This is a genomic window from Paenarthrobacter sp. TAF1 (genome assembly GCF_052113825.1).
Classification (GTDB): domain Bacteria; phylum Actinomycetota; class Actinomycetes; order Actinomycetales; family Micrococcaceae; genus Arthrobacter; species Arthrobacter nicotinovorans.
Map to the genome: position 1 here is coordinate 383770 of NZ_JBFRDO010000001.1, position 22499 is coordinate 406268.

Here is a 22499-nt window from a genome sequence, read left to right on the forward strand (position 1 = left end):
TTCTGTCCGGATCCGGCAGAAACCTAGACCTGGCAGCCGGGGCACCAATAGAGTTTGCGGGCACCGATTTCCGTCACACCCACCAGCGTCCCGCAAGCGCGGCAGGGCATTCCCTCGCGCTTATAGACAAAGTGGGCATCGGCGTCGGGCGCCAAGACGCCGCCGCCGGTCCAGAGTGACGGGGGTGTCGTAACAATCCGGCCATCGCGGACGCCGTCGGACATGGTTGCCACTGTGTCGTCCCACAGCCGGCCTGCGGTCTCGACGTCAATACCTGTTCCGGGCGTCCATGGGTCCACCGCCTGCCGGAACAGCACTTCGGCGCGGTAGATGTTCCCGACCCCGGCCAACACGGACTGGTCCATCAGCAGCAGTGCTACAGCGGTCTTGCGCCGGCGCAGGCGCGCGATGAACTCCTCGCGGTCCCCGGGCCGGTTTTGGAGGGGGTCGGGCCCCAGGCGGTCCAGCACGGCTTCCGCCTCGGCAGCAGTGATCGCCGCGCATGTGGTGGCACCACGAAGATCAGCCCAGCCGTGTTTTGAGACAAGCCTGACGCGGACGGCACCCACGGGCTCCGGCGGACCGGCGTAGTCACCACCGTCCGCGCCTGAACCGCTCTCCCGCTCACCGATGCGGCGCGGAGCTCCAATGCTTGAGGAACCAGTGAATGTGCTGTCTCCGCCAAAACTCCAGGCTCCGTACAGGCCAAGGTGCACGTGGAGGAACAGGCCGTGGTCGAAGCGGAGGAAGAACTGCTTCCCGTGGGCCGTTGCTTCCTCCAAGGTGTGTCCCGTCAACAGGCTTGCGCCGGCCACGAAACGTCCTTGGGGACTGGAGACTTCCAGGCGCTGCCCGCCAAAAACATCCTGGAATTGGCGGGCCAGCCGATGGACCGAATGTCCTTCCGGCACTACTGGACGATTTCGCCGGTGGTTTCGTACACGGCGATCTTGCCGATGCGGCGGACATGGCGCTCGTCGTTGCTGAACGGTTCCTGCAGGAAGGCTTCAATAAGCTCCGTGGCTTCTTCCACAGTGTGCTGGCGGCCACCGACGGCAACGACGTTGGCGTCGTTGTGTTCCCGGGCCAGTTTTGCGGTGGAGAGGTTCCAGGCCAAGGCTGCGCGGACACCCTTCACTTTGTTGGCGGCAATCTGCTCACCATTTCCCGAACCACCCAGGACAATGCCAAGCGCGTGAACCCCGGCCTCCTGGTCAGCGACGACCGCAAGGGCGGCGTTGATGCAGAACGACGGGTAGTCATCCAGTGCGTCGTATTCCTTGGGCCCGTGATCCACTACTTCGTAGCCCTTCGCAGTGAGGTGGTTGACCAAGTGGGCGCTCAGTTCCATTCCAGCGTGGTCCGTAGCGATGTGGACGCGGGGTGTAGTCACGGGAAGTCCATTCTTATCTGGCGCGCCGGTTCGGCACTGGGCAGCGGCACAGCACATGCCGGGGCGCGGCGTTGAGGGATGCGCTACCTAGGTTACCGCTACCGCGGTTGTTGGGCCTGCCCGTCATCGTGGGCCCGACGGGCAGCCCTGTTAAGAATTCCGGCAAGTTTGTCGGCTGAGGCACGCGTACCTGCGCTTAAAGCGACGCGGCCACCGTTAAGTTTCTTTACCACCACGGCCGGGCCGCTTCCCACCAGCATGGCGGTGGCGTCGTCATGGTGCCGCCAGCCCCAGCCGCCGTAGTCGGCGGCTTTGACCTCCGCGGCAGCAGCCGCAGCGATCTCGACGGCGGGAACGGTCAGGACCCGTACGATGCCTCCTGCGAAGACCTGCAGGCCTCCCCTGTCCGCCCGCACCCTGGCAAACAGGAAACAGGCACCAACCAGCGCCGCCGCGGCCACGAGGGCGCCGAGCCATGGCACTGCGACCGCAATCAAAGCAGCAGGGAACACTGCCGAAACGATGATCATGACGAACACCGAACTGCGGGCGTGGACCCACATCCTGAGGCTGTCGTGGGCCAGCTCCGGATCCGCCAGGAGGCGCAGCTCTTTCTGGAGGGCCACGTCATCTTCCCGCGTCCACCGGGGGTCCGGTTTGAAAGCGAACATCATGACGACTCCAAGGGCCAACGCGGCTCCGCTGCCCATAGCCAGCACGATCGGGTCGACATGGGACTCGCGGGCGTCGGCAGCCCCGCTTTGGCCCACCAGGCCGGCCGCCAGGACCGTGGTGATGAACAGGCTGACCATCAGGCCGATACCCATCATGACGCGCCGCATGATCACGGGCCGGGAAATCGGGACAGCCTGCAGGAACACTGCCCAACCGCACAAAGTGATGAGCGCCGCGCCGACTGCCACATAGGCGCCGAACGGCGCGAAGGACGTGCCGCCGTCGGCACTCCACATGACCGCCACGGGGTTGGGGAGATCATTGCGGAGCATTTGGGCGCACACCACGAAGCCGATGGCAAGCAGCAGAGGAAAGGCCACCGCGAACCTTAAAGCGCGGACGTCGAGGTTTTCCCGGATCGATCCCATATTCCAACGCTACTCCGTGGGAGCGACACTGTGGTGTCCACTCCTTGCCTTCCGTCGTGGGAGTGAAAGAATAACTTCATACCAGCGGCCGGCGGACCGGCCGGTCATCCCGATCTCCGGAGGCACTACTTTGCCAGGCCTGAACCTCACGCGCGATGAAGCCGCGAACCGCGCCGAACTGCTCACTGTCGACTCCTACGACGTCACCTTGGACCTGACCCGCGGCCCGGAGGTTTTCGGCTCCACCACCGTGGTCAGGTTTTCTGCCGAGGCGGGATCCTCGACGTTCATCGATGCCATCACGCACACCGTCCACAGCGTGACGTTGAACGGCACTGACCTGGACCCAGCGGAGGTCTCCGACGGCGTCCGCATCCAGCTGCCGGGGCTTGCTGCTGAGAATGAACTGACGATCGTGGCAGATGCGCCCTACATGAACACCGGCGAGGGCCTCCACCGCTTCGTGGACCCCGTGGATGGGGAAGCATACCTCTACACGCAGTTCGAGGTTCCGGATTCCCGGCGCATGTTCGCCGTCTTTGAACAGCCCGACCTGAAAGCGGCTTTCACGTTCACGGTCACGGCGCCGGCGCATTGGGACGTTGTTTCCAACTCCCCCACTCCTGTTCCCGTTGAGGCTCCTGCCGCCGTAGATGGCAGCGCGCGCTCCGTATGGAAATTCGCGCCGACTCCCCGGCTCTCCTCCTACGTCACTGCCTTGATCGCAGGGCCTTACCAGTCGGTCCGTTCAGAGGTCACCAGCTCCGACGGCCGGGTCATTCCCCTGGGAGTGTTCGCCCGCAAATCCCTGATGCAGTACCTCGACGCCGACAACATCTTTGAACTGACCCGCCAGGGTTTCGAGTTCTTCGAAGCCCAGTTCGGCTGCCCCTACCCGTTCGAGAAGTACGATCAGTTGTTTGTGCCGGAATTCAACGCCGGCGCCATGGAAAACGCCGGTGCCGTCACCATCCTCGAAGGATACGTCTTCCGCGGGAAGGTCACCGGCGCGCAGATCGAACGGCGCGCCATCACTGTCCTGCACGAACTGGCCCACATGTGGTTCGGTGACCTGGTGACCATGCGCTGGTGGAACGACCTCTGGCTCAACGAGTCCTTCGCCGAATACATGTCGCACCTCGCTGCCGTGGAGAACACCGAATTCGACCGGGCCTGGACCACGTTCGCTTCGGTGGAGAAGTCCTGGGCCTACAAGCAGGACCAGCTGCCCACCACGCACCCGATCTTCGCCGAGATCAACAACCTCGAAGACGTCGAGGTCAACTTTGACGGCATCACCTACGCCAAGGGCGCATCTGTACTTCGCCAGCTGGTGGCCTGGGTAGGCCCGGAACAGTTCATGGCCGGTGTCCGAACCTACTTCGCCAAGCACGCTTGGAAAAACACCGAGCTCGCAGACCTCATGGTTGAACTGGAAGCCGCTTCGGGCCGTGACCTCGACCAATGGGGCAAGCTCTGGCTCGAAACGGCAGGCGTGAACACCCTCGCACCCGAGGTAACCGTCGATGCTGAAGGCACCATCACTGCCTTCTCAATCCAGCAGACCGCCATCGATGAGCAACCCACCCTGCGTCCGCACCGCCTCGCCGTCGGCTTCTACATGCTCTCCGGCGAAGGCAAGCTGGAACGCACCCATCGCGAAGAACTCGACGTCGACGGCCCCAGGACCGGCGTGCCCGCACTGGTGGGCAAAGCTCGCCCGGACCTGATCCTGCTCAACGACGACGATCTGGCCTATGCAAAGGTGCGCCTGGACCAGCACTCCCTCGCCACAGCCAAGGAACACCTAAAGGACTTCGCAGCCAGCCTGCCCCGCACCCTGGTGTGGGGCTCAGCCTGGGATGCAGCCCGCGACGGCGAGACCCCGGCCCGCGGCTATGTGGACCTGATCCTGGCCAACATTGCCCACGAGACCGACTCTTCGGTCATCCTGGTCCAGCTCCGCCAGCTCGCCACCACCCTGACCTACTACGTCGCCGCAGAACATAAAGCCGCGACCACCATCGCAGCAGCGGACAGGCTCTGGGAACTTGCTTCGAGCGTGGAAGCCGGCTCCGACGCCCAGCTGCAATTCGCCAAGTCCTACGCGCAGTTGGCACGCAGCGAGGCACAACTGGACCGTCTCCAAGCCCTCCTGGACGGGATCGAAACCTTGGAAGGGCTCACCGTGGACCAGGACATGCGCTGGGAGCTCCTGACCGCGCTGGTGGCTGGCGGACGCCAAGGCCAGGAACGCATCGACGAAGAACTCGCCCGCGACAACACCTCCAACGGCCAGAACGCTGCCGCGCAGGCCAAGGCGGCCATTCCCACCCCGGAAGCCAAGGCAGCGGCCTGGGAGTCGATCGTGGTCAAGGGAGAACTTTCCAACGCACTTCAGTCGTCAGCGGTGGCAGGCTTCATGCGCGTCCCGGACACTTCCCTGCTGGAACCCTACGCGGAGAAGTACTTCCAGGCCGTGCCCGGGATCGTCAAGGAACGCACCCACGCACTGGCCCAGCAGATCGTGGTGGGGCTTTACCCGGCCCAGCTCACCACGCAGGCTACGGTGGACCGCACCGACGCGTTCCTGGCCGGACTTCCCGAAGAAAACGCAGCCCTGCGCCGCATGATGCTGGAAAACCGTGACGGGGTGGCCCGCGCCCTTCGCGCCAGGGCGGCCGACGTCTAGGACCAGCCCGCGGGGTCCATGCGGACAGTCGGTTGTGCCTGACTAGACTGTCCGCATGGGCCTGAACGAACACCACTACGCGCTGACTGTCCGCTGGACCGGGAACCTCGGAGAGGGCACAGCGGGATACCGCTCATATTCACGGGACCACGACGTCGAGATCAGCGGACTTCCCACACTCAAGGGGTCGGCCGATCCCACGTTTCATGGCGACCGGACGCGCTACAACCCGGAGCAACTGCTGCTTGCTGCGCTCTCGCAGTGCCACATGCTGTCCTTCCTGCACGTGGCCGTCAAGCACGGAGTGGTGGTTACCGGCTATGAGGACAACGCCGAAGGGCTCATGAAACTCAACCGTGACGGCAGCGGGCAATTCGAGAATGTGACGCTCCGGCCCCATGTCACCATCGTGGATGCCGCGCACGCTGCTTTGATGCCGCAGCTTCACCATGAGGCCAACCAGGTCTGCTTCATTGCGCGAAGCGTCAACTTCCCGGTCCTCCATGAACCGATCACGACGGCGGCCGCGGCCTAACGCTGCAGCTCCCGCCAGAGCGCCACGAGCCTTTGTTCGGTCCCGCGGCCAAGGCCTGCTTTTCGCTCTCTGTCCAGTCCCCGCATCCGCTCGTCGTCAAGCGTGGCGGCCAGGGTTTCCTGCCATGGGCGCAAGGTCATTCCCGCATCCCGTGCCGCACGGTTGGAGCGGGCTTGGAAGCCATCGTGCCCCGGGGGAAGCCACAAGGGCAGTGAGTCCGGTCCCGCCCAGTAGTCCACGCCCTGCTCAACGAGCCAGTGCTCGGAGGGACAAATAACATCACTCTCTTCGGCCCCGGCAATCCGTTGGGATTCGGTGATGTAGTCACCGAAGCGAACAACATCGCCCAAGGCGTTGTACGTTCCCGTCAGCCCGCCTTCGGCCGAACGCAGGATCCAGGTTGCGAGATCCCGGACGTCAATGATCTGGGTTGCGGCGGTGGGAATGTCCGGAACCAACACCGTGTCACTGTCCGCAGCGAATCTGGCCGGCCAGTAGCCATATCTGTCCGTACCGTCCCCTGGGCCGCCGATGAGTCCGGACCGGACGATGTGCGCCTTCTCCCCCACCAGGCCCAGTGTCAGGTGCTCGATGGCTGATTTGGACTCGCCATAGCTTTCCGGGCCGGCCGTATGCCCCTCTGGCAGCGGCTCCAGCAGGGCCGCGCTTTCATCCGCGCCAGGTACTGAGTGGTCCGCATACACCGAACAGCTGGAGACGAACGTCCAGTGCTCCGCGACAGGTCCCAGCACCTCCAAGGCCTCGCGTGCCTGGACCGGATCCCTGGAAACGTCCACCACCGCGTCCCAGCTGTCTGCCACCTCCGCATAGGCCGCGGCACCCAAGGTGCGCTCCCCCCGCACCCACGTGGCGCCGTCGGGCGGGTTCGATGAAGTACCCCGGGCAAAACAGGTGACGTCATGACCGGCGGCAACTGCCTGCCGGGCGATTTCTGCTGACAGGAAGGCGGTGCCGCCCAGGACCAGGATGCGCATACCGTCACGCTACGGCGCTAGGGTTAAACGTGGACAGAGTGTTCCGCGCCCGGCGAACACGGGCCGACCACAAGGAGTTATTCCACTTTGACCTTTATCCCCCTTGCGGAAGCCATCAACATCGAACCCGAAAAGATCGACCTCGTTTCGATCCTCATTACCGTAGGCATCGGCCTGCTGGTGTGGATCGTGGCGCGCTTCATCATCCTGCGCATCACGCGGCGCGTATCTGCCGGCAGTTCCTTCTTCAAGAAGCCGCATTTCAAATGGGTCCAACCCGCCATCCGCGCCCTGGACCATGAGCGGCGTTCCCAGCGCGCCGAGACCATCGGCTCGCTGCTCACCAGCCTGGTAAGCGTCGTGGTGGTGGTGATCGTCATCATCTACGTCCTCAAGTTCATGAATGTGGACGTCGCGCCCCTGCTGACCAGCGTGGGGATCCTGGGTGTCGCCATCGGCTTCGGCGCCCAACAGCTCATCCGCGACTTCCTCGCCGGCATCTTCATCACCATCGAGGACCAGTACGGGATCGGCGACGTGATCGTCACCAGCGAAGTGGTTGGTACCGTTGAGTCGGTTGGACTGAGGATCACCCGCGTCCGCGCGGAAGACGGAGCCATCTGGTACCTGCGGAACGGTGAGATCCTGAGGGTCGGAAACCGTTCCCAAGGGGACTACGTGCCGCTGGAGTCACCCGACAACAGCGACGAACCAGGCGCCTCAGCAGCGCCCGTCACAGCTGGCGCATCGCGCGTCACCAAAGCCGAGGAGAAGTCCAATGAGTAACACTGCAGGCGGGGAGCCCCAGCCGGCGCAGGCGGGTCCCCGACGCCAGCTGATGCAAAACGACCCTTTCAGCCAGCCTGCGTACACGGACAGTTTCTATGCCGCCGTCGGCGGCCATGAAACGTTCGTGAAGCTCATCGACGTGTTCTACGACGGTGTGGCCACTGATCCGCTCCTGCGCCCCATGTACCCGGAAGAGGATCTTGGGCCGGCGAAGCGCCGCTTCCTGATGTTCCTCGAACAGTACTGGGGTGGGCCCACCACCTACGGCGAGGAGCGCGGCCACCCGCGTCTTCGCATGCGCCACATGCCCTTCCAAGTGACGCCCGAAGCCAAGGACCGTTGGCTGTTCCACATGCGGACAGCCGTGGACGCTCTGGACCTGTCGCCCCTTCATGAGGGAACCCTGTGGGACTACATGGAACGGGCCGCACTGACCATGGTCAACAGCCCTTCGGCAGCTCCCCGGAACTAGCCCGGAAAACCGAGGCCGAGCCCCGCGCCTGTGCGTACCAGCACATGGCCGCGGGGTCCGCTGAGCCGGTACCACCGACCATTCCTGAAGACCTGCTGCGCACCATCGCCCAGGAATCCAAGGGCGAAGGCCGCAAACGCGGACCCGGCAGGCAGGCCCCCGCCGTCAGGAAGCTCACGGCCCCAGACAGCAGCCCTTGCAGTATTGACCACCGCAGCACCGGCCGCGGTCGGAATGACGCCGGCCACCTCCGCGATGCCTGCTTCCGCGGCTGACTTGAGGTCGGCGTCGGACAATGTCCCCAGCGCCTCCCAGCCGCTGCGTGGCGCACCAACTCCGGCCCATGACTCCGAAACGGTCGACGGCGGGATGGGAAGTTCCACATCATCGGCACCGGAGCGGGCCAAACGGTCCATGACGGACGCGAGCGTTACGGTGACATCCGCGTGAGCCGGTTCAGCCAGCGCCATTGTCCTCAAGCCAAGGATCGTCGGCGTGGATTCACCCAGGATGCGCGGCCGCAGGACGCATACATAGGCAGCGAGGACGTTGCCTGCCGCCTGGAGGCGGATAGCGCCGTCGTCGATGCTTTTTGCCCGGGTGGCGAAGGTCCGCAAATCGGCGAGGTCACGGGGATCGGCGAAGCGGAAGGACTGGGTCAAGACGTCTGTCACATGATCGACTCTACCGGCATGTCCCCGGTTGAGAGGGGTCGGGGTGGCGTCTAAAGTCGAACCATGACTGAGACGAACACTGGCCTCCAGGTGGAAGCACCCGCAGAAGACCCCATGGAAGTGCTTATCGGCCTGCTGGACCTCGGTGACTTCGACGGAGCCCGGACCAATGAGGACATCTTCCTTGGTCCGTCCCAAAAGCAGCCCCGGCACCGTGTTTTTGGGGGCCAGGTGCTGGCGCAGTCGATGATGGCCGGCATGCGCACCGTGGAGCCGGACAGGGTGGCGCACTCCATGCACGGCTACTTCCTGCGTCCCGGGGATGCCAACAAGCCCATCACCTTCGGCGTTGAACGGCTGCGTGATGGCCGTTCCTTCTCCGCCCGCCGCGTGCACGCCTACCAGGACGGCGTCCCGATCCTTTCGATGATCGCCTCGTTCCAGGTGGAGGACAACGGCCTGGACCATCAGGCAACCATGCCCGAAGGCATCCCGGATCCGGAAACCCTCCCAAGCACAGCCGAGCTCTTGTCCCACTTCGACCACCCGCTGGCCCGGCACATGTCCTCCGAGCGGCCCTTCGACGTCCGCCACATCGACCCCGCGCTTTACGTATCCCCGCCAAGCGAGCATGTGGCCACCAATGCGGTGTGGATGAAGACCATGGGTCCGCTCCCTGACGACCCCAAACTGCACATCGCAGCCCTGGCCTACGCCAGCGACTACACACTGTTGGAGCCCATCCTCCGCAAACACGGTCTGTCCTGGATGACGCCGGGCATGAGCGTAGCCAGCCTGGACCACGCCATGTGGTGGCACCGACCGGTCAAGGTGGACGAATGGATGCTTTACGTGCAGGAGTCCCCCAGCGCCCAGGGTGCCCGGGGTTTGGCCACGGGCAGGATCTTCAACCGCGACGGCGTGCATGTTGCCACAGTGGCGCAGGAGGGTATGGTGCGGATTCCCTAGCGTTCGGACGCTCACGCAGTTCGGAATCACACGCAGGAAGGCCGGCCCCGTGGGACCGGCCTTCCTGCGTTCTGTACTGCCAGCGGCGGTGGTTAGTCGCGGGTCAGGCGGCGGTGCGTCACGCGGTGCGGCTTGGCGGCATCCGGGCCCAGGCGCTCCACCTTGTTCTCCTCGTAAGAGTCGAAGTTGCCCTCGAACCAGTACCACTTGGACGGGTTCTCATCATCACCTTCGTAGGCGAGGATGTGCGTTGCCACCCTGTCCAGGAACCAGCGGTCGTGCGAGACCACCACGGCGCAGCCCGGGAATTCGAGAAGCGCGTTTTCCAGGCTGCTGAGGGTTTCGACGTCGAGGTCGTTAGTGGGTTCGTCAAGGAGCAGGAGGTTGCCACCCTGCTTGAGCGTCAGCGCCAGATTGAGGCGGTTGCGCTCACCACCGGAGAGGACACCGGCCTTCTTCTGCTGGTCCGGGCCCTTGAAACCAAACGCCGAAACGTAGGCGCGTGAGGGCATTTCCACCTGGCCGACCTGGATGAAGTCGTGGCCTTCGGAGACTACTTCCCACAGTGACTTGTTGGGATCGATGCCGCCACGGGACTGGTCAACGTAGGAGATCTTCACGGACTCGCCGATCTTGAGCTCACCGCCGTCCAGGGGTTCCATGCCGACGATCGTCTTGAAGAGCGTGGACTTGCCCACACCGTTGGGCCCGATCACGCCGACGATGCCGTTGCGCGGAAGGGAGAAGGAGAGGTCTTCGATCAGGACACGGTCGTCGAAGCCCTTCTTCAGGTCCTTGGCCTCGATGACCAAAGAGCCCAGGCGCGGTCCTGGCGGAATTTGGATCTCTTCGAAGTCCAGCTTGCGGGTCCGCTCCGCTTCTGCGGCCATTTCCTCGTAACGTGCAAGACGGGCCTTGGACTTGGTCTGGCGCCCCTTGGCGTTGGAGCGCACCCACTCAAGTTCTTCGCTAAGACGCTTGGAGAGCTTCGCGTCCTTCTTGCCCTGGACCTCGAGGCGGGCCTTTTTCTTCTCCAGGTAGGTGGAGTAGTTGCCCTCGTAGGGGTAAAGGTGGCCACGGTCCACTTCCGCGATCCATTCAGCCACGTGGTCAAGGAAGTACCGGTCGTGGGTGACGGCAAGTACTGCGCCGGGGTACTGGGAAAGGTGCTGCTCCAACCACAGCACACTCTCGGCGTCCAGGTGGTTGGTGGGCTCGTCAAGGAGCAGGAGGTCCGGCTTCTGCAACAGGAGCTTGCACAGTGCTACGCGGCGGCGCTCACCACCGGAAAGGACGGTGACGTCGGCGTCTGCAGGCGGGCAACGCAAGGCGTCCATGGCCTGCTCAAGCTGGGAATCGATATCCCAGGCGTCAGCAGCGTCAATGGCTTCCTGGAGCTTGCCCATTTCATCAAGCAGCGTGTCGTAGTCCGCGTCCGGGTTGGCCATCTCTTCCGAGATTTCGTTGAAGCGCTGGATCTTGCCGTAGATCTCGCCAACGCCTTCCTGGACGTTGCCCAGGACGGTCTTCTCCTCGTTCAGCGGCGGTTCCTGCAGGAGGATGCCCACGGTGTAACCGGGGCTCAGGCGGGCCTCGCCGTTGGAAGGGGTGTCCAAACCGGCCATGATCTTCAGGATGGTGGACTTGCCAGCACCGTTCGGGCCCACGACGCCGATCTTCGCGCCAGGGTAGAACGACATGCTGACGTCGTCCAGAATAAGTTTGTCGCCAACGGCCTTGCGAGCCTTGGTCATCGTGTAAATGAATTCCGCCATGCCCTTAAATCTAATGGGTAGGCGTACATAACTCACATTCGCTGCCTGAGGCCGGGCTAGCGGGCGTCTCCTACGAAGCATTTTCCGGTTGAGAGCACGGGCAACACCGTGACCACAACGCCGCCATCGCGTATCTGCCCCATAACGCAGGATTTCCCGGCCAGGGTGGCCGCTTCCATGGCGTCAACATCAAGGCCGGTGGGTGTGCGGCTGACTGATACCTCGATATTCTCCTGGGGAATTCCTGCAGATACCAATGCGGCACGCAGCGCCTCCCTGTCCGGTTTGGGATTCCCGGCCACAAGGTTCTTAAGCGTGGACTCGACGGTTGATGTCGTTGCAGCCACAGCTGGATCCGCAGTGTTGGAAGGGGCCTCCGCGGCGCTGGCGGACGCGCTGGCTCCAGGGCTGACGGGCGAGCTTGCGCCACTGCTGGCGCCCGGAGCGGTGGACCGCACCGGGGTGGTTGGAGGCCCGGGTGTGGCCGTGCAGCCTGTAACCAGGACAAGAGCGGCGACCAGCATTGACCACCCCGCCAGACGGACCTTGGTGGTGGACGCCGGCGCCGGCCCGCGATACTTCGAAGTGCTTCCCCTGCTTATCACCTAGTCATTGTGCCATTCACAGGCGACCTCGACGGGCGTACCGTGTGCACCGGAAGGGTTCCCGACGGCGGGACGCGGAAATGGAGTGCACATTATGAGCGGACAAGCTTCAGAGGCCGTTGCGTCTGCCACAATCGACGCGCCGCTTGAAAAGGTGTGGGACGCCCTGACTGATCCGGCCCTCATCAGGCAGTACTTCCTGGGGACCAACGTCACTACGTCCTGGCGCGTGGGCGAGCCGATTACCTACGAAGGCGAGTACAACGGCAAAACCTACGAAGACAAAGGAACCATCCTGGTCTTCGACCCTCCTATCAGGCTCAAGACTACGCACTTCAGTCCCGCCTCCGGACTTGCCGATATACCGGAAAACCACCACACCGTTGAGTACCTCCTGGCGGGAACACCGGATGGAACCACCGTGACCATCACCCAGGGGAACAACTCAAGCGAAGAAGAAGTGGCGTCTTCCACCGCCACCTGGCAACTGGTGCTGGGAAACCTCAAGGAGTTCCTGGAGTCCACCCCCTGAAAAAGGAGTCCACCCCCTGAAAAAACACCCTCCCTGGAAAGTATCCAAGGAGGGTGAATGGTGCCCCAGGAGGGAATCGAACCCCCGACCGGCGGATTAGAAGGCCGCTGCTCTATCCCCTGAGCTACTGGGGCGCACTGGCTCGATGACCACCCGGGCCGCTCGCGCCACAAAGAGTTTACATGCGATCGCTGGGTCACCCGCCATCTCCACGCTGGCTGCCTCCATTCCTCAACAACGGGCCTGGGCCCGAAGTTATTCACATAGCGCAGGACCGCACTCCCATCCGGAACGTCGCTGGACAAGGCTATAGATGCCGGACAGGCACTTCCCTACATCGTGAAGGACCACCAATGAATGACATGATCACCGTCAGGGGCTTTGTGGCCTCGGACGTGAAAAGTTCCACGACTACCCGTGGTACCGCTACTGCGTCGTTCCGCCTCGGAACCACTGAGCGCCGATACGACCGCACGAGCAACACCTGGGTGGACGGCAACACCAACTGGTACACAGTGCAGTCGTTCCGTTACCTTGCCGGCCACGTGGGCTGCAGCATCAAGAAAGGCCAGCGGGTCTTGGTCGTCGGCAAGCTGCGGCTACGGCAATGGGAGCACGAGGGCCGCGTCTACCATGTGGCCGAGATCGATGCCGAATCTGTTGGCCACGACCTCATGTGGGGCTCTGCCAACTTCACCCGGATGAACGGAGCCTCGGCACCTGTAGATTCGGGCCCCTCCGTGGATGACTCCGGCAATCCCGCGAATCGCAGCGACTGGGAGGGCGAAGACGAGGAGCAGTCTCCCCCGGAGGAAGAAACTGTACCCGCAGGGCTTGACGGTACGGGTGGCGACAGTTCCCTGTTGGTCAACACAACAACCGGCGAACTGGTGGGTGCCGGCGCTTGAAATGTCCGCCCGGCATCCGGCCGTCCAGGCGGATGCCGGCCAAGTGCTCCGGACAAGGGCGGGCCCCGACAGTGCCGGTACCGGTCGTGGTGGTACTGGTTGTACTGAACCTGCGGGGTTGGTACCAAAGGTTCGCCCTTGCCGCCAACGACCCTAAAGTTGGGGCATGTCCACTACTGAACTCGTTGAGTCCATTCGCTTAAAGCTGCGTTCCGAGGCCGACCCGGAGCGCGCACGTGGCGCACAGGCGTACATGAAGTCAGAAATGCCCTCATACGGCGTCACAGTGCCTGGAGTGCGCAGAATTGTAAAAGCGGCTGCCAAGGCATTCCCACCGACGTCACCAGAAGAATTGCGCAGTGCTGCCCTGACACTGTGGCGGGAGGCAGAGGCACGTGAGGAGCGCTACGCAGCCATTGACCTCACCGGCTTGCGGATGGTCAAGGAAGATCTGCTCATGCTGCCCGTGTACGAAGAAATCATCCGGACGGGTGCCTGGTGGGACCTCGTTGATGGCGTATCGCACCGGATCTGCGCCCTGCTGTTGGCCCATCGGGACACCATGACCCCGGTGCTGCTTCGGTGGGCCGAAGACGGAGACATGTGGATCCGCAGAGCAGCCATCACTTCCCAGCTCGGCGCGAAATCAGCTACTGACCGGGTCCTACTGGCACAAGCCATCACGGCAAACCTGGCGGACAAAGAATTCTTCGTTCGCAAGGCCATCGGCTGGGCACTACGGGAGTTCAGCAAGACCGATGCGGACTGGGTCCGTGGATTCGTCCAGGAGAACGCGCAAGCCCTGAGCCCCTTGTCCGCCAGGGAGGCCACTAGGCTGCTCAAATGATGGGGCGCAGCCCCGGCTCGTCGCGCTTGCGGAACAGGCTCTTGGTCTTCGGGTCAACAAAGATCAGGTAGACGGCAAAGAGGAGCGCAATGATGGCCGCCGCATTCCTGGCCAGCGTGAGCGCCAGGCCCAGGTCTTCGCTTTGCAGGTAGGGGAAGACGTCCAATTGGTCGGAGATGGCGTAGACCATGAAGAACGACACGATAAAGTAGACGGCCTTGACCTGCCAGTCGTTGCGGATACCCGTAACGGCAAAGAGCGGTATCAACCACACCACGTACCAGGACTGGATCATAGGTGCCAGGATAACGATGGCTGCAAACGCCAGCGCGAGGCGACGCATCAAGCGGTCGTAGTCGCCGCGGAAGATCTGCCAGGCGACGGCTCCAACCATCAGGACCTTGCCGGCGTCGTAAACCCATTTCGCCATGCCCCAACCGTCCAGGCCGAAGACATTGAAAATCGAGGCCACAACCAAGCCGATCAGCCCCACTGGGGCGTACCAGATCCAGATGCTGCCAGGAGCGGAAAGACCGTTGATCCAGCCGAATCCGAAACCGTTGACCAGGCTGAGGGCGTACAGCAGCCCGAAGCTGATGCCGGCCGTCAGGAACCAGTACAGGAATTTCCGCGGCCAGGAGGCGCCCTTGCCGGCCCACAAGAGTCCAATGAACGGCAGGAAAACAATGGTTATCGGTTTGACCGAAATCGAGAGCGTGACCAGCACGATGCCAAGAATCACACGACGCGTAGCGCAGTAGTAGAGACCTGCCAGCGCGAGACCGATCATCAGGGCGTCGTTGTGGACGCTGGCAATGAAGTTGGTCAGGAAGAGCGGATTCGCCGCTGTCAGCCACAGTGCCCGATGCGGATTTACACCGTGGAGTTCAGCCAGCTTGGGTACGTAGATGATGCAGAGCACGATGCCCACCAAAGCCACCATCCGGAAAAGCATGATGCTGGCTTCGGGCTGGACATTGGTCACCCACACCACGAACTGTTCGATCCACAAGAACAGCTGCCCATAAGGGACCGGCGCTTCCGTCCACATCTTGTCGGCACCCAGTTGGAAATAATTAGGGAGGGCCGAGATCCCGTTCTTGTACGGATTCATGCCTTCCACCATCAGACGCCCCTGGCCGATGTAGGCGTACACGTCCCTGCTGAAAAGCGGAACCGTGAACATCATGGGCAGTCCCCACGCCACAACGGCCTGGAGCGTGGCCTTGCGCGCTTCCAGCCCCCACACCCGGACCCGTTGGCCCAGACGCAGCCAGGCCCGGACCAGCAGCATTCCACCAATGGCGAGCAGAACGATGGAGAGAGCGACGCCCGCGCCTTCGGTACGCATCCAAATAAAAAGCGGCAGCCGCCTGAGTTCGGATACCGGAGCCAGCCAACCAACGCCCAAGGAACCGAACACCATGAACATCGAGCCGATGAACCCGGCAATCAGCGGCGAACGTGCGTTATCTACCTCGCTGGCTGCAGCATCCGCCGTCGGCGCTGCTGTCCCTGCCTTCTGGGCGGCGGGTACGGGCACCGTCATGTAGTCGTCATCCAATCGTTCGCCCGGTAAATTCGGGACAAAAGTTCTGCGTCTTCGGGGCTTCCGCAGCAGGAAGAAACGACACTGCTGCGCTCAAAAATCGTACCATCGGAGCACTTGGAACCGGCTGAAGGATAGGCTAGGCGCGTGCCTATTACTAATGAACGCATCGTCTGGATCGACTGCGAAATGACCGGCCTGGACCTCAAGAACGACGCCCTGATCGAGGTTGCCGCCCTGGTGACGGATTCCGAGCTCAACATCCTTGGCGACGGCGTGGACGTCGTGATCAAGCCGGATGATGCCGCACTGGAACAAATGAATGACTTTGTGCGGGACATGCATACCCGCTCCAAGCTCCTTGATGAGCTCCCGCACGGAAAGACCATGGCTGAGGCCGAAGCCCAGGTTCTGGAGTACATCGAGAAGTGGGTCCCGGATCCCCGCAAAGCCCCCTTGGGTGGAAACTCCGTGGGAACGGACCGGATGTTCCTGGCCCGGGACATGCCGAACATTGTTGAGCACCTCCACTACCGCGTTATTGATGTCAGCACCATCAAGGAACTCTCCCGGCGTTGGTTCCCGCGCGCCTACTTCCAGTCGCCCGCAAAACACGGTGGGCACCGCGCGTTGGGTGACATCAAGGACTCCATCGACGAACTCCGCTACTACCGCGAGGCAGTGTTCGTCGCCGCTCCGGGGCCCGATACCGCAACGGCGCAGCGCATTTCCAAGGACATCATGGCCAGCGCCGAAACCCTGGGATCCAGCAATCCGGTGTGATCTGCGCCATTTTTGAAGGTTTTTTCGCCAAAACCGGCAAAAGTGGACTTTGCACCCCAAAACAGCAGGTAAGCTATTTGTCGTTGCCTTCGAGGAAAGCCGGTCCAACGGACTAGCCCGAAAAGGCACATGGTGGGCTTAGCTCAGTTGGCAGAGCGCCTGGTTGTGGTCCAGGAGGTCGCGGGTTCAACCCCCGTAGCTCACCCCACCGAGATTGGCTGCAGAGCCGGTTTCCATAAAGGCCGCACCGGTAACCCGGTGCGGCCTTTGCTTTTAACCCGATCCGGTACGCCCCGGACCATAGCGATCACTAAGGAAGAACTGACATGACCGTCCTGCCAGTCACTATCTGGGGCGAACCTGTTTTGCACCGCCGGGCCAGCGAAGTCGAAATTTTCGACGACGAACTGCGCACCCTGATCGCTGACATGTTCGAGACGAACGATGCCGCCAACGGTGTGGGTCTCGCCGCCCCTCAGATCGGCGTTGGCAAACGCATTTTCGTCTACAAGTACGAGAACGACGACGACGTCCCGCCCCAAGGCGTCGTAGTGAACCCGGTCCTGACGCTTTCCAAAGTTTCCGGTGCCCTTCCGGATCCTGACGAGGACGTTGAAGGCTGCTTGTCCTTCCCTGGCGAGTACTACCCTTTGCAACGTGCTGATTGGACCCGGGTCCAGGGTTTTGATGGCGACGGCAACCCCGTGGAATTTGAAGCGACCGGTTGGTTCGCCCGGATACTTCAACATGAATACGATCACTTGGATGGCAAGCTCTACGTCAACCGCCTGGTGGACCGCTATGCCAGGAAAGCGATGAAGCAGGCCAAGAAGAACGGCTGGGGCAAGCCCGGCCTGACCTGGATGCCCGGCGTCGATCCCGATCCCTTCGGACACTAGGGCATGGACACCAGCACGCACGCCGAGCTGTTCAAACTCCTGCACATCAGCGCCGAGGACGCGCCGGAGTGCGCCCGTCTGCTGGCCACTCCCCCGGCCGCGGACGTCGTCCGCGCGTTGGACGCCCTGCAGGGCAGGCTGGGAACTTTTCCGCTGCACAGTATCACCGCAGAGGGTGCATCGGAAGCGACCTGGATAGAAGCACTGCTTCGCTTCGCCCCGTCGGTCCACGACTATCATGCCGGCCTGGGAATCGGCGTGGACGTCTCCGCTGCGTCCCTGGCAGACGTCGGACTGCAAATGCGGATCAACCGCCGGGTCCATGGGCGTTTCGGGCTCGACACCTGGTCCTGGCTGACGCTGCACATGGCCGGCAATCTTTTCAGGCTCGGCAGGCTGCAGTTCCATCTGGTGCCTGATGAGGGTTACGCCTCGGGCTGGGTGCTGGGTGTGCATATCCCCGAAGACGGCGGGCTCTCCCCCACTTTGGTGGACGAGAGTTTCGCAGAGGCCCGGGATTTCTTCGCACGCCATTTTCCTGACAAGCCGGTGGCAGTGGCCACCTGTGACTCGTGGATGCTCGATCCCTATCTGGCAAAGCTGCTGCCAGAGAGCAACATCGCCTCATTTGCCCGCCGCTTTACCGTGGACCGCTGCACGGACGCAGCCACGGATGCCGTGTACTTCACCTTCCGGCAGCGCGGCATGCACGACCTGGAGAAGCTCCCGCGGGAAACGTCACTTCAGCGCGTAGTGCTGGAGAGAATCGACGACGGCGGCACTTGGCAACTCGGGCATGGTCACCTGGCGTTGTAGATCGTCTGCTGATCCGGGCAGGAAGATAGAACGCTCTTCATGGCGTCTTTCTCCGCCTGGGTGACCCACAACCGGTAGGCCGTCTTCACCGAGATCTGCCGGGCAACGTAGTGGCAGCGGAAGTTCTTGTTGGCCGGCAGCCACGTCGCGGCGTCGCCAGCCCCTTTCTTGACGTTTGCCGGACCATCCGCCGCAATCAAATTCAGCGGGTCGTTGGCGAGGGTCTGCCTCTGCTGGATGGTCAGCTGCTGGGCGCCTTTTTGCCACGCGTCGGCCAGCGCCACCACATGGTCGATTTGCACGGCGGAGCTGGTGTCCTGGCCCCTAGTGAAGGATATTTGCCTTCCCGTGTATGGTTCGTTCAACGTTCCGGAGGCCACCTTGCAGGAGGAGCCGTCCATGAACTTGACTGCACTCAGGTCGCGCCGGAGGATGTCGTTGCGGGTGTCGCAACCGTTCCGGTCCGCATCGGCCCACGCCTGTCCAAAGGCGGCCCTGTCATAGTCCGTTTTCGGTGCCCGCCCTTTGACCGGCAGATGGTCCAGGGCCTCGGAGGCCTTTTCGGGTACGACCGCCGCCGCGCCGCGCACAGGCTTCATCCATTCGGGGTTGTAAACCGGGGCTTCGCTGGGGCCGGATTGCGGAGGTTGAGCTGCTTCAAACTGGCCCACGGTGAAGAACCAGGACAGCCCGGCGACAATGGTAGCGGCAGCCAGTGCCAGAACCGCCCACGCTTGACGGGAACGGCGGCGGGCGCGTTTATAGGCGGACCAGGTGATGCTCAAGGGACTCCATCCAACGGGGCAGGCAGTGTCTTACGAGCGTAGGACACGGCCCCGACAGTCAGAGTCGGTATCCACAATGTGTAGGAGAAGTCACACTACACAGAGGGTGAAAGAGCAGGTTATTGCTCGCGCGTCACGCGTTGGAGGTCCTCGGCGGCAAGAGCCAGCAGGCCCCGCAGTTGTTCCACGCGCTCGTCGGTGACGTCCCCGGCAGCATTGGCCGCAACAGCTTGGTCCAGAAGCTTCTGGGCTTGCTTATGGTTGGCCTTGGCGACGTCCAGGGCGTGCTCCAGCGTGGTCTCATGTTCCATCGTTGATTCGTTTTCCATGAGACCCATTCTGGTCAGGTTTCCCGGCCGTTTCCAGTGATCCGGCCGGGAAACCCGTGTTAACTGCTGCGGACCTAGGCGCCGGCCGTTTCGAGTACGGCAATGGGAGCGATGACATCCCGGGCCGGGAACGACGGCGGGTTCACGCCGGCCATTTCTTCCATCACACGGACAACCTGGCAGGAGTAGCCGAACTCGTTGTCGTACCAGACGTACAGCACGAGGTTCTTGTCGTTGGAGATCGTGGCGAGGCCATCGACGATGCCGGCCCGACGGGAGCCGACGAAGTCCGTCGAGACTACATCGGGAGAATCGATGTAATCGATCTGCTTGCGGAGATCGGAATGCAGCGACATTTCACGCAAGAAGTCGTTGACCTCGTCGCGCGTGGTGCCCTTCTCCAGGTTGAGGTTCAGGATGGCCATGGAGACGTCCGGGGTGGGTACACGGATGGCGTTGCCTGTCAGCTTTCCCTGCAGTTCGGGAAGGGCCTTGGCCACTGCCTTGGCGGCACCGGTCTCCGTGATCACCATGTTCAGCGCAGCGGAGCGTCCGCGGCGGTCACCCTTGTGGAAGTTGTCGATCAGGTTCTGGTCGTTGGTGAACGAGTGAACCGTCTCGACGTGGCCGTGAATGATGCCGAACTTGTCGTTGATGGCCTTCAGCACCGGAGTGATGGCGTTCGTGGTGCAGGATGCGGCGGTGACGATCTTGTCGTCGTCACTGATGTCGCGGTGGTTGATGCCGTGAACAATATTCTTGAGGTCACCCTTGCCCGGCGCCGTCAGCAGGACGCGGGCAACGCCCTTGCTCTGCAGGTGCTGGGAGAGGCCATCGGCGTCGCGCCAGCGTCCGGTGTTGTCGACCACCAGGGCGTCCTTGATTCCGTACTCGGTGTAATCAACAGTTGCGGGGTTGTCCGAGTAGATGACCTGTACCTGGACGCCGTTGGCGGTGATGGTGTTGGCTTCCTCATCCACGCGGATGGTGCCTTCGAAGGAACCGTGAACGGAGTCGCGACGCAGCAGGCTCGCGCGCTTCACGAGGTCGTTGTCGGCGCCCTTGCGGACCACGATGGCGCGCAAGCGCAGGCCGTGGCCGCCACCGGCCTTTTCGATCAGGATGCGGGCCAGCAGACGGCCGATACGCCCGAAACCGTAAAGAACGACGTCGGTGCTGGTGCGGTCGTCAGCGCCGCGCTTGCCAACGATCTCGGCGAGCTCGGAGCGCAAGTACTCGTCCAGGGAGGCGCCATTGCCTTCTGCCCGGTACTTTTCCGTCAAACGTGCAATATCAATGGCTGCTGCGCCGAGCTCCAGCTCGGAAAGGGCGTTCAGCAGGGGTGCCGTCTCCTCGAGCAGGAGCTCGTGGTTGCTCATCCGGCGTGCAAAGCGGTGGGCCTTGAGGATGTTCATGGTGGACTTGTTGATCAAGCTCCGGCCGTGGATGCTGGTGACCACGTTGTTTTCCCGGTACAACCGGCCGATCACCGGAATCATGGCCTCGGCGAGAGCCTCCCGGCCCATCCACTTATCAAGACAAGAATCTGACGTCTGGCTCACAGAACTACCTTCCTTGGGTCAACCACATACGTCCTCGTATGCGGATGGCGGCGGCCGCCCGGAGTAGTCCTGCGGCACATGCGCCGGCGGGCTTCGGTCCACCCACAGCGCCTTGAACGAGAGCAAAGAAAATCCGCCGGCTGCGAACGCAGTCCCGGCGGCAGAACATCTACGTTCAGTAACCATTCTAGGCGGGAAGGCCGGGGCATGGTCGTCCCGGAGGCGTGAAATCACTCACACGCCCGTCATTCAGGGAGTCATAAATGGATGGGTTGACCGATACGCCGGGTTCTGTCATCCCCTTCCGTTACCGGAAAGGGAGAGGCGGCCATCCATCTACGAACGCCGTTGCCGACGCCCTCCAGCAGCCTACCCGGACACTCGGGCGAGCAGCCCTCGAACGTGTCCTGTCTGGCCTTGCTCCGGGTGGGGTTTACCTAGCCTCCCCGGTCACCCAGGGAGCTGGTGGTCTCTTACACCACCGTTTCACCCTTACCTGCTGCCCGGTGCAATACCGGGACGCAGGCGGTCTGTTCTCTGTGGCACTGGCCTGCGGGTTACCCCGAGTGGGCGTTACCCACCACCCTGCTCTATGGAGCCCGGACGTTCCTCGAGCCACTTTCGTGACGCGCGGCCGCCTGGTCAACCCATCCGCCGTACAGTCTACCGGCGTCCAGGACGGCCCAAGTCACCGGTAATATCGACTGGTGCTGATTCTCCTGCCGCCCTCAGAAGGCAAAACCCCCGCCCTCAAAGGACCTGCCATCGAATGGGAGTCGCTGAGCTTCCCGGAACTGAACCCGTACCGGGCCAAGGTCCTTGAAGCTCTGGGGACAGTGAGCGCGCACGAGGACGCCCTGGCGTTACTGGGCGTCGGCGCCTCGCTGCGGGACGACGTCGAACGTAATACCCGGCTGCATGCCGAACCGGCGGCTCCCGCGCACCAGGTCTATTCGGGAGTCCTGTACGACGCCCTCGGCTTCAAGAGCATGACGCCGGCCCAGCGCCGCAAGGCGACGGAGTCCATCCTGGTTGTTTCCGCTTTGTGGGGAGCCATTGGCTTTGGTGACCACGTGCCCGCCTACCGTCTGTCGATGGGAACCGCACTGCCCGACGTCGGACGCCTCGCCTCCTATTGGAAGCCGCAACTGAACGCCGCCCTCGCCCAGCGGGTCGACGGCGAACTGCTGGTGGACTGCCGCTCCAGCACCTACGCCGCAGCGTGGGCTCCCCCGGCCGCACAGACGGTGAACGTCAATGTGTTCAACGAGGCGAACGGCAAGCGCACCGTGGTGAGCCACTTCGCCAAGCACACCAGGGGTGAGTTGGCACGGCATCTGCTGACCAGGCGCGGCAAGGCTCCGGAAACTCCGGATCAGCTCCTGAAGGCCGCCAGTGAAATCCGGACCGCCGAACTGGTTGAGGGCACCGCCCGGAAGCCACACGCCCTGAACATCATTCTGTCCAGCTAAGGCCGTGCCCGGGTC

At 62.8% G+C, this 22499-nt stretch carries 24 protein-coding genes, 2 tRNA genes and 1 other RNA gene; 14 read left to right on the plus strand and 13 right to left on the minus strand.

Going from position 1 to position 22499, the window contains the following annotated elements:
- Positions 1 to 23: 23 nt before the first annotated feature.
- From AB4Y81_RS01750 to AB4Y81_RS01760, 3 genes are all read right to left on the minus strand, one after another.
- Positions 24 to 911: an Fpg/Nei family DNA glycosylase gene (locus AB4Y81_RS01750; RefSeq protein WP_018777835.1), complete on the minus strand. Its 888-nt coding sequence runs from the start codon at positions 909 to 911 to the stop codon at positions 24 to 26.
- Positions 911 to 1393, minus strand: a complete 483-nt coding sequence (locus AB4Y81_RS01755) for a ribose-5-phosphate isomerase (RefSeq protein WP_026267179.1) — start codon at positions 1391 to 1393, stop codon at positions 911 to 913. Before AB4Y81_RS01755 ends, AB4Y81_RS01750 begins: the two co-directional genes overlap by 1 nt.
- Positions 1394 to 1491: 98 nt before the next feature.
- Positions 1492 to 2496, minus strand: a complete 1005-nt coding sequence (locus AB4Y81_RS01760) for a hypothetical protein (protein ID WP_039241778.1) — start codon at positions 2494 to 2496, stop codon at positions 1492 to 1494.
- Between the two features lie 130 nt (positions 2497 to 2626).
- Between AB4Y81_RS01760 and pepN the strand changes: the two genes are divergently transcribed.
- Together pepN and AB4Y81_RS01770 are read left to right on the plus strand one after the other, a co-directional pair.
- Entirely contained in the window at positions 2627 to 5188 is a 2562-nt protein-coding gene (pepN, locus tag AB4Y81_RS01765; RefSeq protein ID WP_275779611.1) for an aminopeptidase N, read from the plus strand.
- 55 nt (positions 5189 to 5243) lie between these two features.
- A complete protein-coding gene (locus AB4Y81_RS01770) occupies positions 5244 to 5723 on the plus strand; it encodes an OsmC family protein (RefSeq protein WP_055972347.1) in 480 nt (159 codons plus the stop codon).
- On the opposite strand, the gene AB4Y81_RS01775 is transcribed toward AB4Y81_RS01770, so the two are convergent.
- Positions 5720 to 6718, minus strand: coding sequence for an NAD-dependent epimerase/dehydratase family protein (locus tag AB4Y81_RS01775; protein WP_441994959.1), 999 nt, complete (start codon positions 6716 to 6718; stop codon positions 5720 to 5722). The two genes, AB4Y81_RS01770 and AB4Y81_RS01775, sit on opposite strands and share 4 nt — an antisense overlap.
- Before the next feature lie 87 nt (positions 6719 to 6805).
- Between AB4Y81_RS01775 and AB4Y81_RS01780 the strand changes: the two genes are divergently transcribed.
- Positions 6806 to 7504, plus strand: coding sequence for a mechanosensitive ion channel family protein (locus AB4Y81_RS01780; RefSeq protein WP_018777841.1), 699 nt, complete (start codon positions 6806 to 6808; stop codon positions 7502 to 7504).
- Positions 7497 to 7979: a globin gene (locus tag AB4Y81_RS01785; RefSeq protein ID WP_018777842.1), complete on the plus strand. Its 483-nt coding sequence runs from the start codon at positions 7497 to 7499 to the stop codon at positions 7977 to 7979. The genes AB4Y81_RS01780 and AB4Y81_RS01785 overlap by 8 nt, the downstream gene beginning before the upstream one ends.
- Here AB4Y81_RS01785 and AB4Y81_RS01790 read toward each other — a convergent pair.
- Positions 7976 to 8653, minus strand: a complete 678-nt coding sequence (locus AB4Y81_RS01790; protein ID WP_018777843.1) for a hypothetical protein — start codon at positions 8651 to 8653, stop codon at positions 7976 to 7978. The two genes, AB4Y81_RS01785 and AB4Y81_RS01790, sit on opposite strands and share 4 nt — an antisense overlap.
- A gap of 63 nt (positions 8654 to 8716) precedes the next feature.
- On the opposite strand from AB4Y81_RS01790, the gene AB4Y81_RS01795 reads away from it, so the two are divergent.
- A complete protein-coding gene (locus AB4Y81_RS01795; protein ID WP_055972341.1) occupies positions 8717 to 9622 on the plus strand; it encodes an acyl-CoA thioesterase in 906 nt (301 codons plus the stop codon).
- Positions 9623 to 9714: 92 nt separating this feature from the next.
- Here the strand turns inward: AB4Y81_RS01795 and ettA are convergent, their stop codons facing one another.
- Positions 9715 to 11397, minus strand: coding sequence for an energy-dependent translational throttle protein EttA (gene ettA / locus AB4Y81_RS01800; protein ID WP_018777845.1), 1683 nt, complete (start codon positions 11395 to 11397; stop codon positions 9715 to 9717).
- 56 nt (positions 11398 to 11453) lie between these two features.
- Entirely contained in the window at positions 11454 to 11699 is a 246-nt protein-coding gene (locus AB4Y81_RS01805) for a DUF6993 domain-containing protein (protein WP_039241869.1), read from the minus strand.
- A 13-nt stretch (positions 11700 to 11712) separates the two neighbouring features.
- On the opposite strand from AB4Y81_RS01805, the gene AB4Y81_RS01810 reads away from it, so the two are divergent.
- Entirely contained in the window at positions 11713 to 12006 is a 294-nt protein-coding gene (locus AB4Y81_RS01810; RefSeq protein WP_416429709.1) for a hypothetical protein, read from the plus strand.
- A 90-nt stretch (positions 12007 to 12096) separates the two neighbouring features.
- Positions 12097 to 12534, plus strand: coding sequence for an SRPBCC family protein (locus tag AB4Y81_RS01815; RefSeq protein ID WP_039241786.1), 438 nt, complete (start codon positions 12097 to 12099; stop codon positions 12532 to 12534).
- Between the two features lie 58 nt (positions 12535 to 12592).
- Here the strand turns inward: AB4Y81_RS01815 and AB4Y81_RS01820 are convergent.
- Positions 12593 to 12668 (minus strand) — tRNA-Arg (locus AB4Y81_RS01820).
- 219 nt (positions 12669 to 12887) lie between these two features.
- Here AB4Y81_RS01820 and AB4Y81_RS01825 point away from each other — a divergent pair.
- Positions 12888 to 13442, plus strand: coding sequence for a single-stranded DNA-binding protein (locus AB4Y81_RS01825; RefSeq protein ID WP_416429710.1), 555 nt, complete (start codon positions 12888 to 12890; stop codon positions 13440 to 13442).
- 166 nt (positions 13443 to 13608) lie between these two features.
- Positions 13609 to 14289, plus strand: coding sequence for a DNA alkylation repair protein (locus tag AB4Y81_RS01830; RefSeq protein WP_039241789.1), 681 nt, complete (start codon positions 13609 to 13611; stop codon positions 14287 to 14289).
- Here the strand turns inward: AB4Y81_RS01830 and mptB are convergent.
- Complete coding sequence (gene mptB / locus AB4Y81_RS01835) at positions 14282 to 15838, minus strand: polyprenol phosphomannose-dependent alpha 1,6 mannosyltransferase MptB (protein WP_416429711.1); 1557 nt, start codon at positions 15836 to 15838, stop codon at positions 14282 to 14284. The genes AB4Y81_RS01830 and mptB overlap by 8 nt on opposite strands.
- A 147-nt stretch (positions 15839 to 15985) precedes the next feature.
- Here mptB and orn point away from each other — a divergent pair, with 147 nt between their 5' ends.
- The 4 genes from orn (at position 15986) to AB4Y81_RS01855 (ending at position 18336) form a co-directional block, all read left to right on the plus strand.
- Positions 15986 to 16621 (plus strand): oligoribonuclease, encoded by a 636-nt coding sequence (gene orn, locus AB4Y81_RS01840; protein ID WP_079582149.1) that lies wholly within the window; start codon positions 15986 to 15988, stop codon positions 16619 to 16621.
- 132 nt (positions 16622 to 16753) lie between these two features.
- Positions 16754 to 16829 (plus strand) — tRNA-His (locus tag AB4Y81_RS01845).
- 118 nt (positions 16830 to 16947) lie between these two features.
- Complete coding sequence (def, locus tag AB4Y81_RS01850; RefSeq protein ID WP_064722265.1) at positions 16948 to 17520, plus strand: peptide deformylase; 573 nt, start codon at positions 16948 to 16950, stop codon at positions 17518 to 17520.
- Between the two features lie 3 nt (positions 17521 to 17523).
- Entirely contained in the window at positions 17524 to 18336 is an 813-nt protein-coding gene (locus AB4Y81_RS01855) for an acyltransferase domain-containing protein (RefSeq protein ID WP_416429712.1), read from the plus strand.
- Here the strand turns inward: AB4Y81_RS01855 and AB4Y81_RS01860 are convergent.
- The 4 genes from AB4Y81_RS01860 to rnpB all read right to left on the minus strand — a co-directional run bounded on the left by AB4Y81_RS01860 (position 18321) and on the right by rnpB (position 21662).
- Positions 18321 to 19121 carry an HNH endonuclease family protein gene (locus AB4Y81_RS01860; protein WP_416429713.1) on the minus strand — a complete coding sequence of 267 codons (801 nt, stop codon included), beginning with the start codon at positions 19119 to 19121 and terminating at the stop codon, positions 18321 to 18323. The genes AB4Y81_RS01855 and AB4Y81_RS01860 overlap by 16 nt on opposite strands.
- 119 nt (positions 19122 to 19240) lie before the next feature.
- A complete protein-coding gene (locus tag AB4Y81_RS01865) occupies positions 19241 to 19450 on the minus strand; it encodes a hypothetical protein (RefSeq protein WP_026267182.1) in 210 nt (69 codons plus the stop codon).
- A 74-nt stretch (positions 19451 to 19524) separates the two neighbouring features.
- A complete protein-coding gene (locus AB4Y81_RS01870) occupies positions 19525 to 21012 on the minus strand; it encodes a glyceraldehyde-3-phosphate dehydrogenase (protein ID WP_081623346.1) in 1488 nt (495 codons plus the stop codon).
- 264 nt (positions 21013 to 21276) lie between these two features.
- Positions 21277 to 21662, minus strand: an RNA gene (gene rnpB / locus AB4Y81_RS01875) — RNase P RNA component class A.
- A gap of 57 nt (positions 21663 to 21719) precedes the next feature.
- Between rnpB and AB4Y81_RS01880 the strand changes: the two genes are divergently transcribed.
- A complete protein-coding gene (locus AB4Y81_RS01880) occupies positions 21720 to 22484 on the plus strand; it encodes a YaaA family protein (RefSeq protein WP_018777858.1) in 765 nt (254 codons plus the stop codon).
- The last annotated feature ends 15 nt before the right edge of the window (positions 22485 to 22499 follow it).

Bases quoted from the DNA above. Each gene is read 5' to 3' on its own strand.
- AB4Y81_RS01760 (WP_039241778.1), bottom strand. From the start codon at position 2,496: ATGGGATCGATCCGGGAAAACCTCGACGTCCGCGCTTTAAGGTTCGCG.
- AB4Y81_RS01770 (WP_055972347.1), top strand. From the start codon at position 5,244: ATGGGCCTGAACGAACACCACTACGCGCTGACTGTCCGCTGGACCGGG.
- AB4Y81_RS01785 (WP_018777842.1), top strand. From the start codon at position 7,497: ATGAGTAACACTGCAGGCGGGGAGCCCCAGCCGGCGCAGGCGGGTCCC.
- mptB (WP_416429711.1), bottom strand. From the start codon at position 15,838: ATGACGGTGCCCGTACCCGCCGCCCAGAAGGCAGGGACAGCAGCGCCG.
- def (WP_064722265.1), top strand. From the start codon at position 16,948: ATGACCGTCCTGCCAGTCACTATCTGGGGCGAACCTGTTTTGCACCGC.
- AB4Y81_RS01815 (WP_039241786.1), top strand. From the start codon at position 12,097: ATGAGCGGACAAGCTTCAGAGGCCGTTGCGTCTGCCACAATCGACGCG.
- ettA (WP_018777845.1), bottom strand. From the start codon at position 11,397: ATGGCGGAATTCATTTACACGATGACCAAGGCTCGCAAGGCCGTTGGC.
- AB4Y81_RS01830 (WP_039241789.1), top strand. From the start codon at position 13,609: ATGTCCACTACTGAACTCGTTGAGTCCATTCGCTTAAAGCTGCGTTCC.
- AB4Y81_RS01855 (WP_416429712.1), top strand. From the start codon at position 17,524: ATGGACACCAGCACGCACGCCGAGCTGTTCAAACTCCTGCACATCAGC.
- AB4Y81_RS01775 (WP_441994959.1), bottom strand. From the start codon at position 6,718: ATGCGCATCCTGGTCCTGGGCGGCACCGCCTTCCTGTCAGCAGAAATC.
- AB4Y81_RS01825 (WP_416429710.1), top strand. From the start codon at position 12,888: ATGAATGACATGATCACCGTCAGGGGCTTTGTGGCCTCGGACGTGAAA.
- AB4Y81_RS01795 (WP_055972341.1), top strand. From the start codon at position 8,717: ATGACTGAGACGAACACTGGCCTCCAGGTGGAAGCACCCGCAGAAGAC.
- AB4Y81_RS01865 (WP_026267182.1), bottom strand. From the start codon at position 19,450: ATGGAAAACGAATCAACGATGGAACATGAGACCACGCTGGAGCACGCC.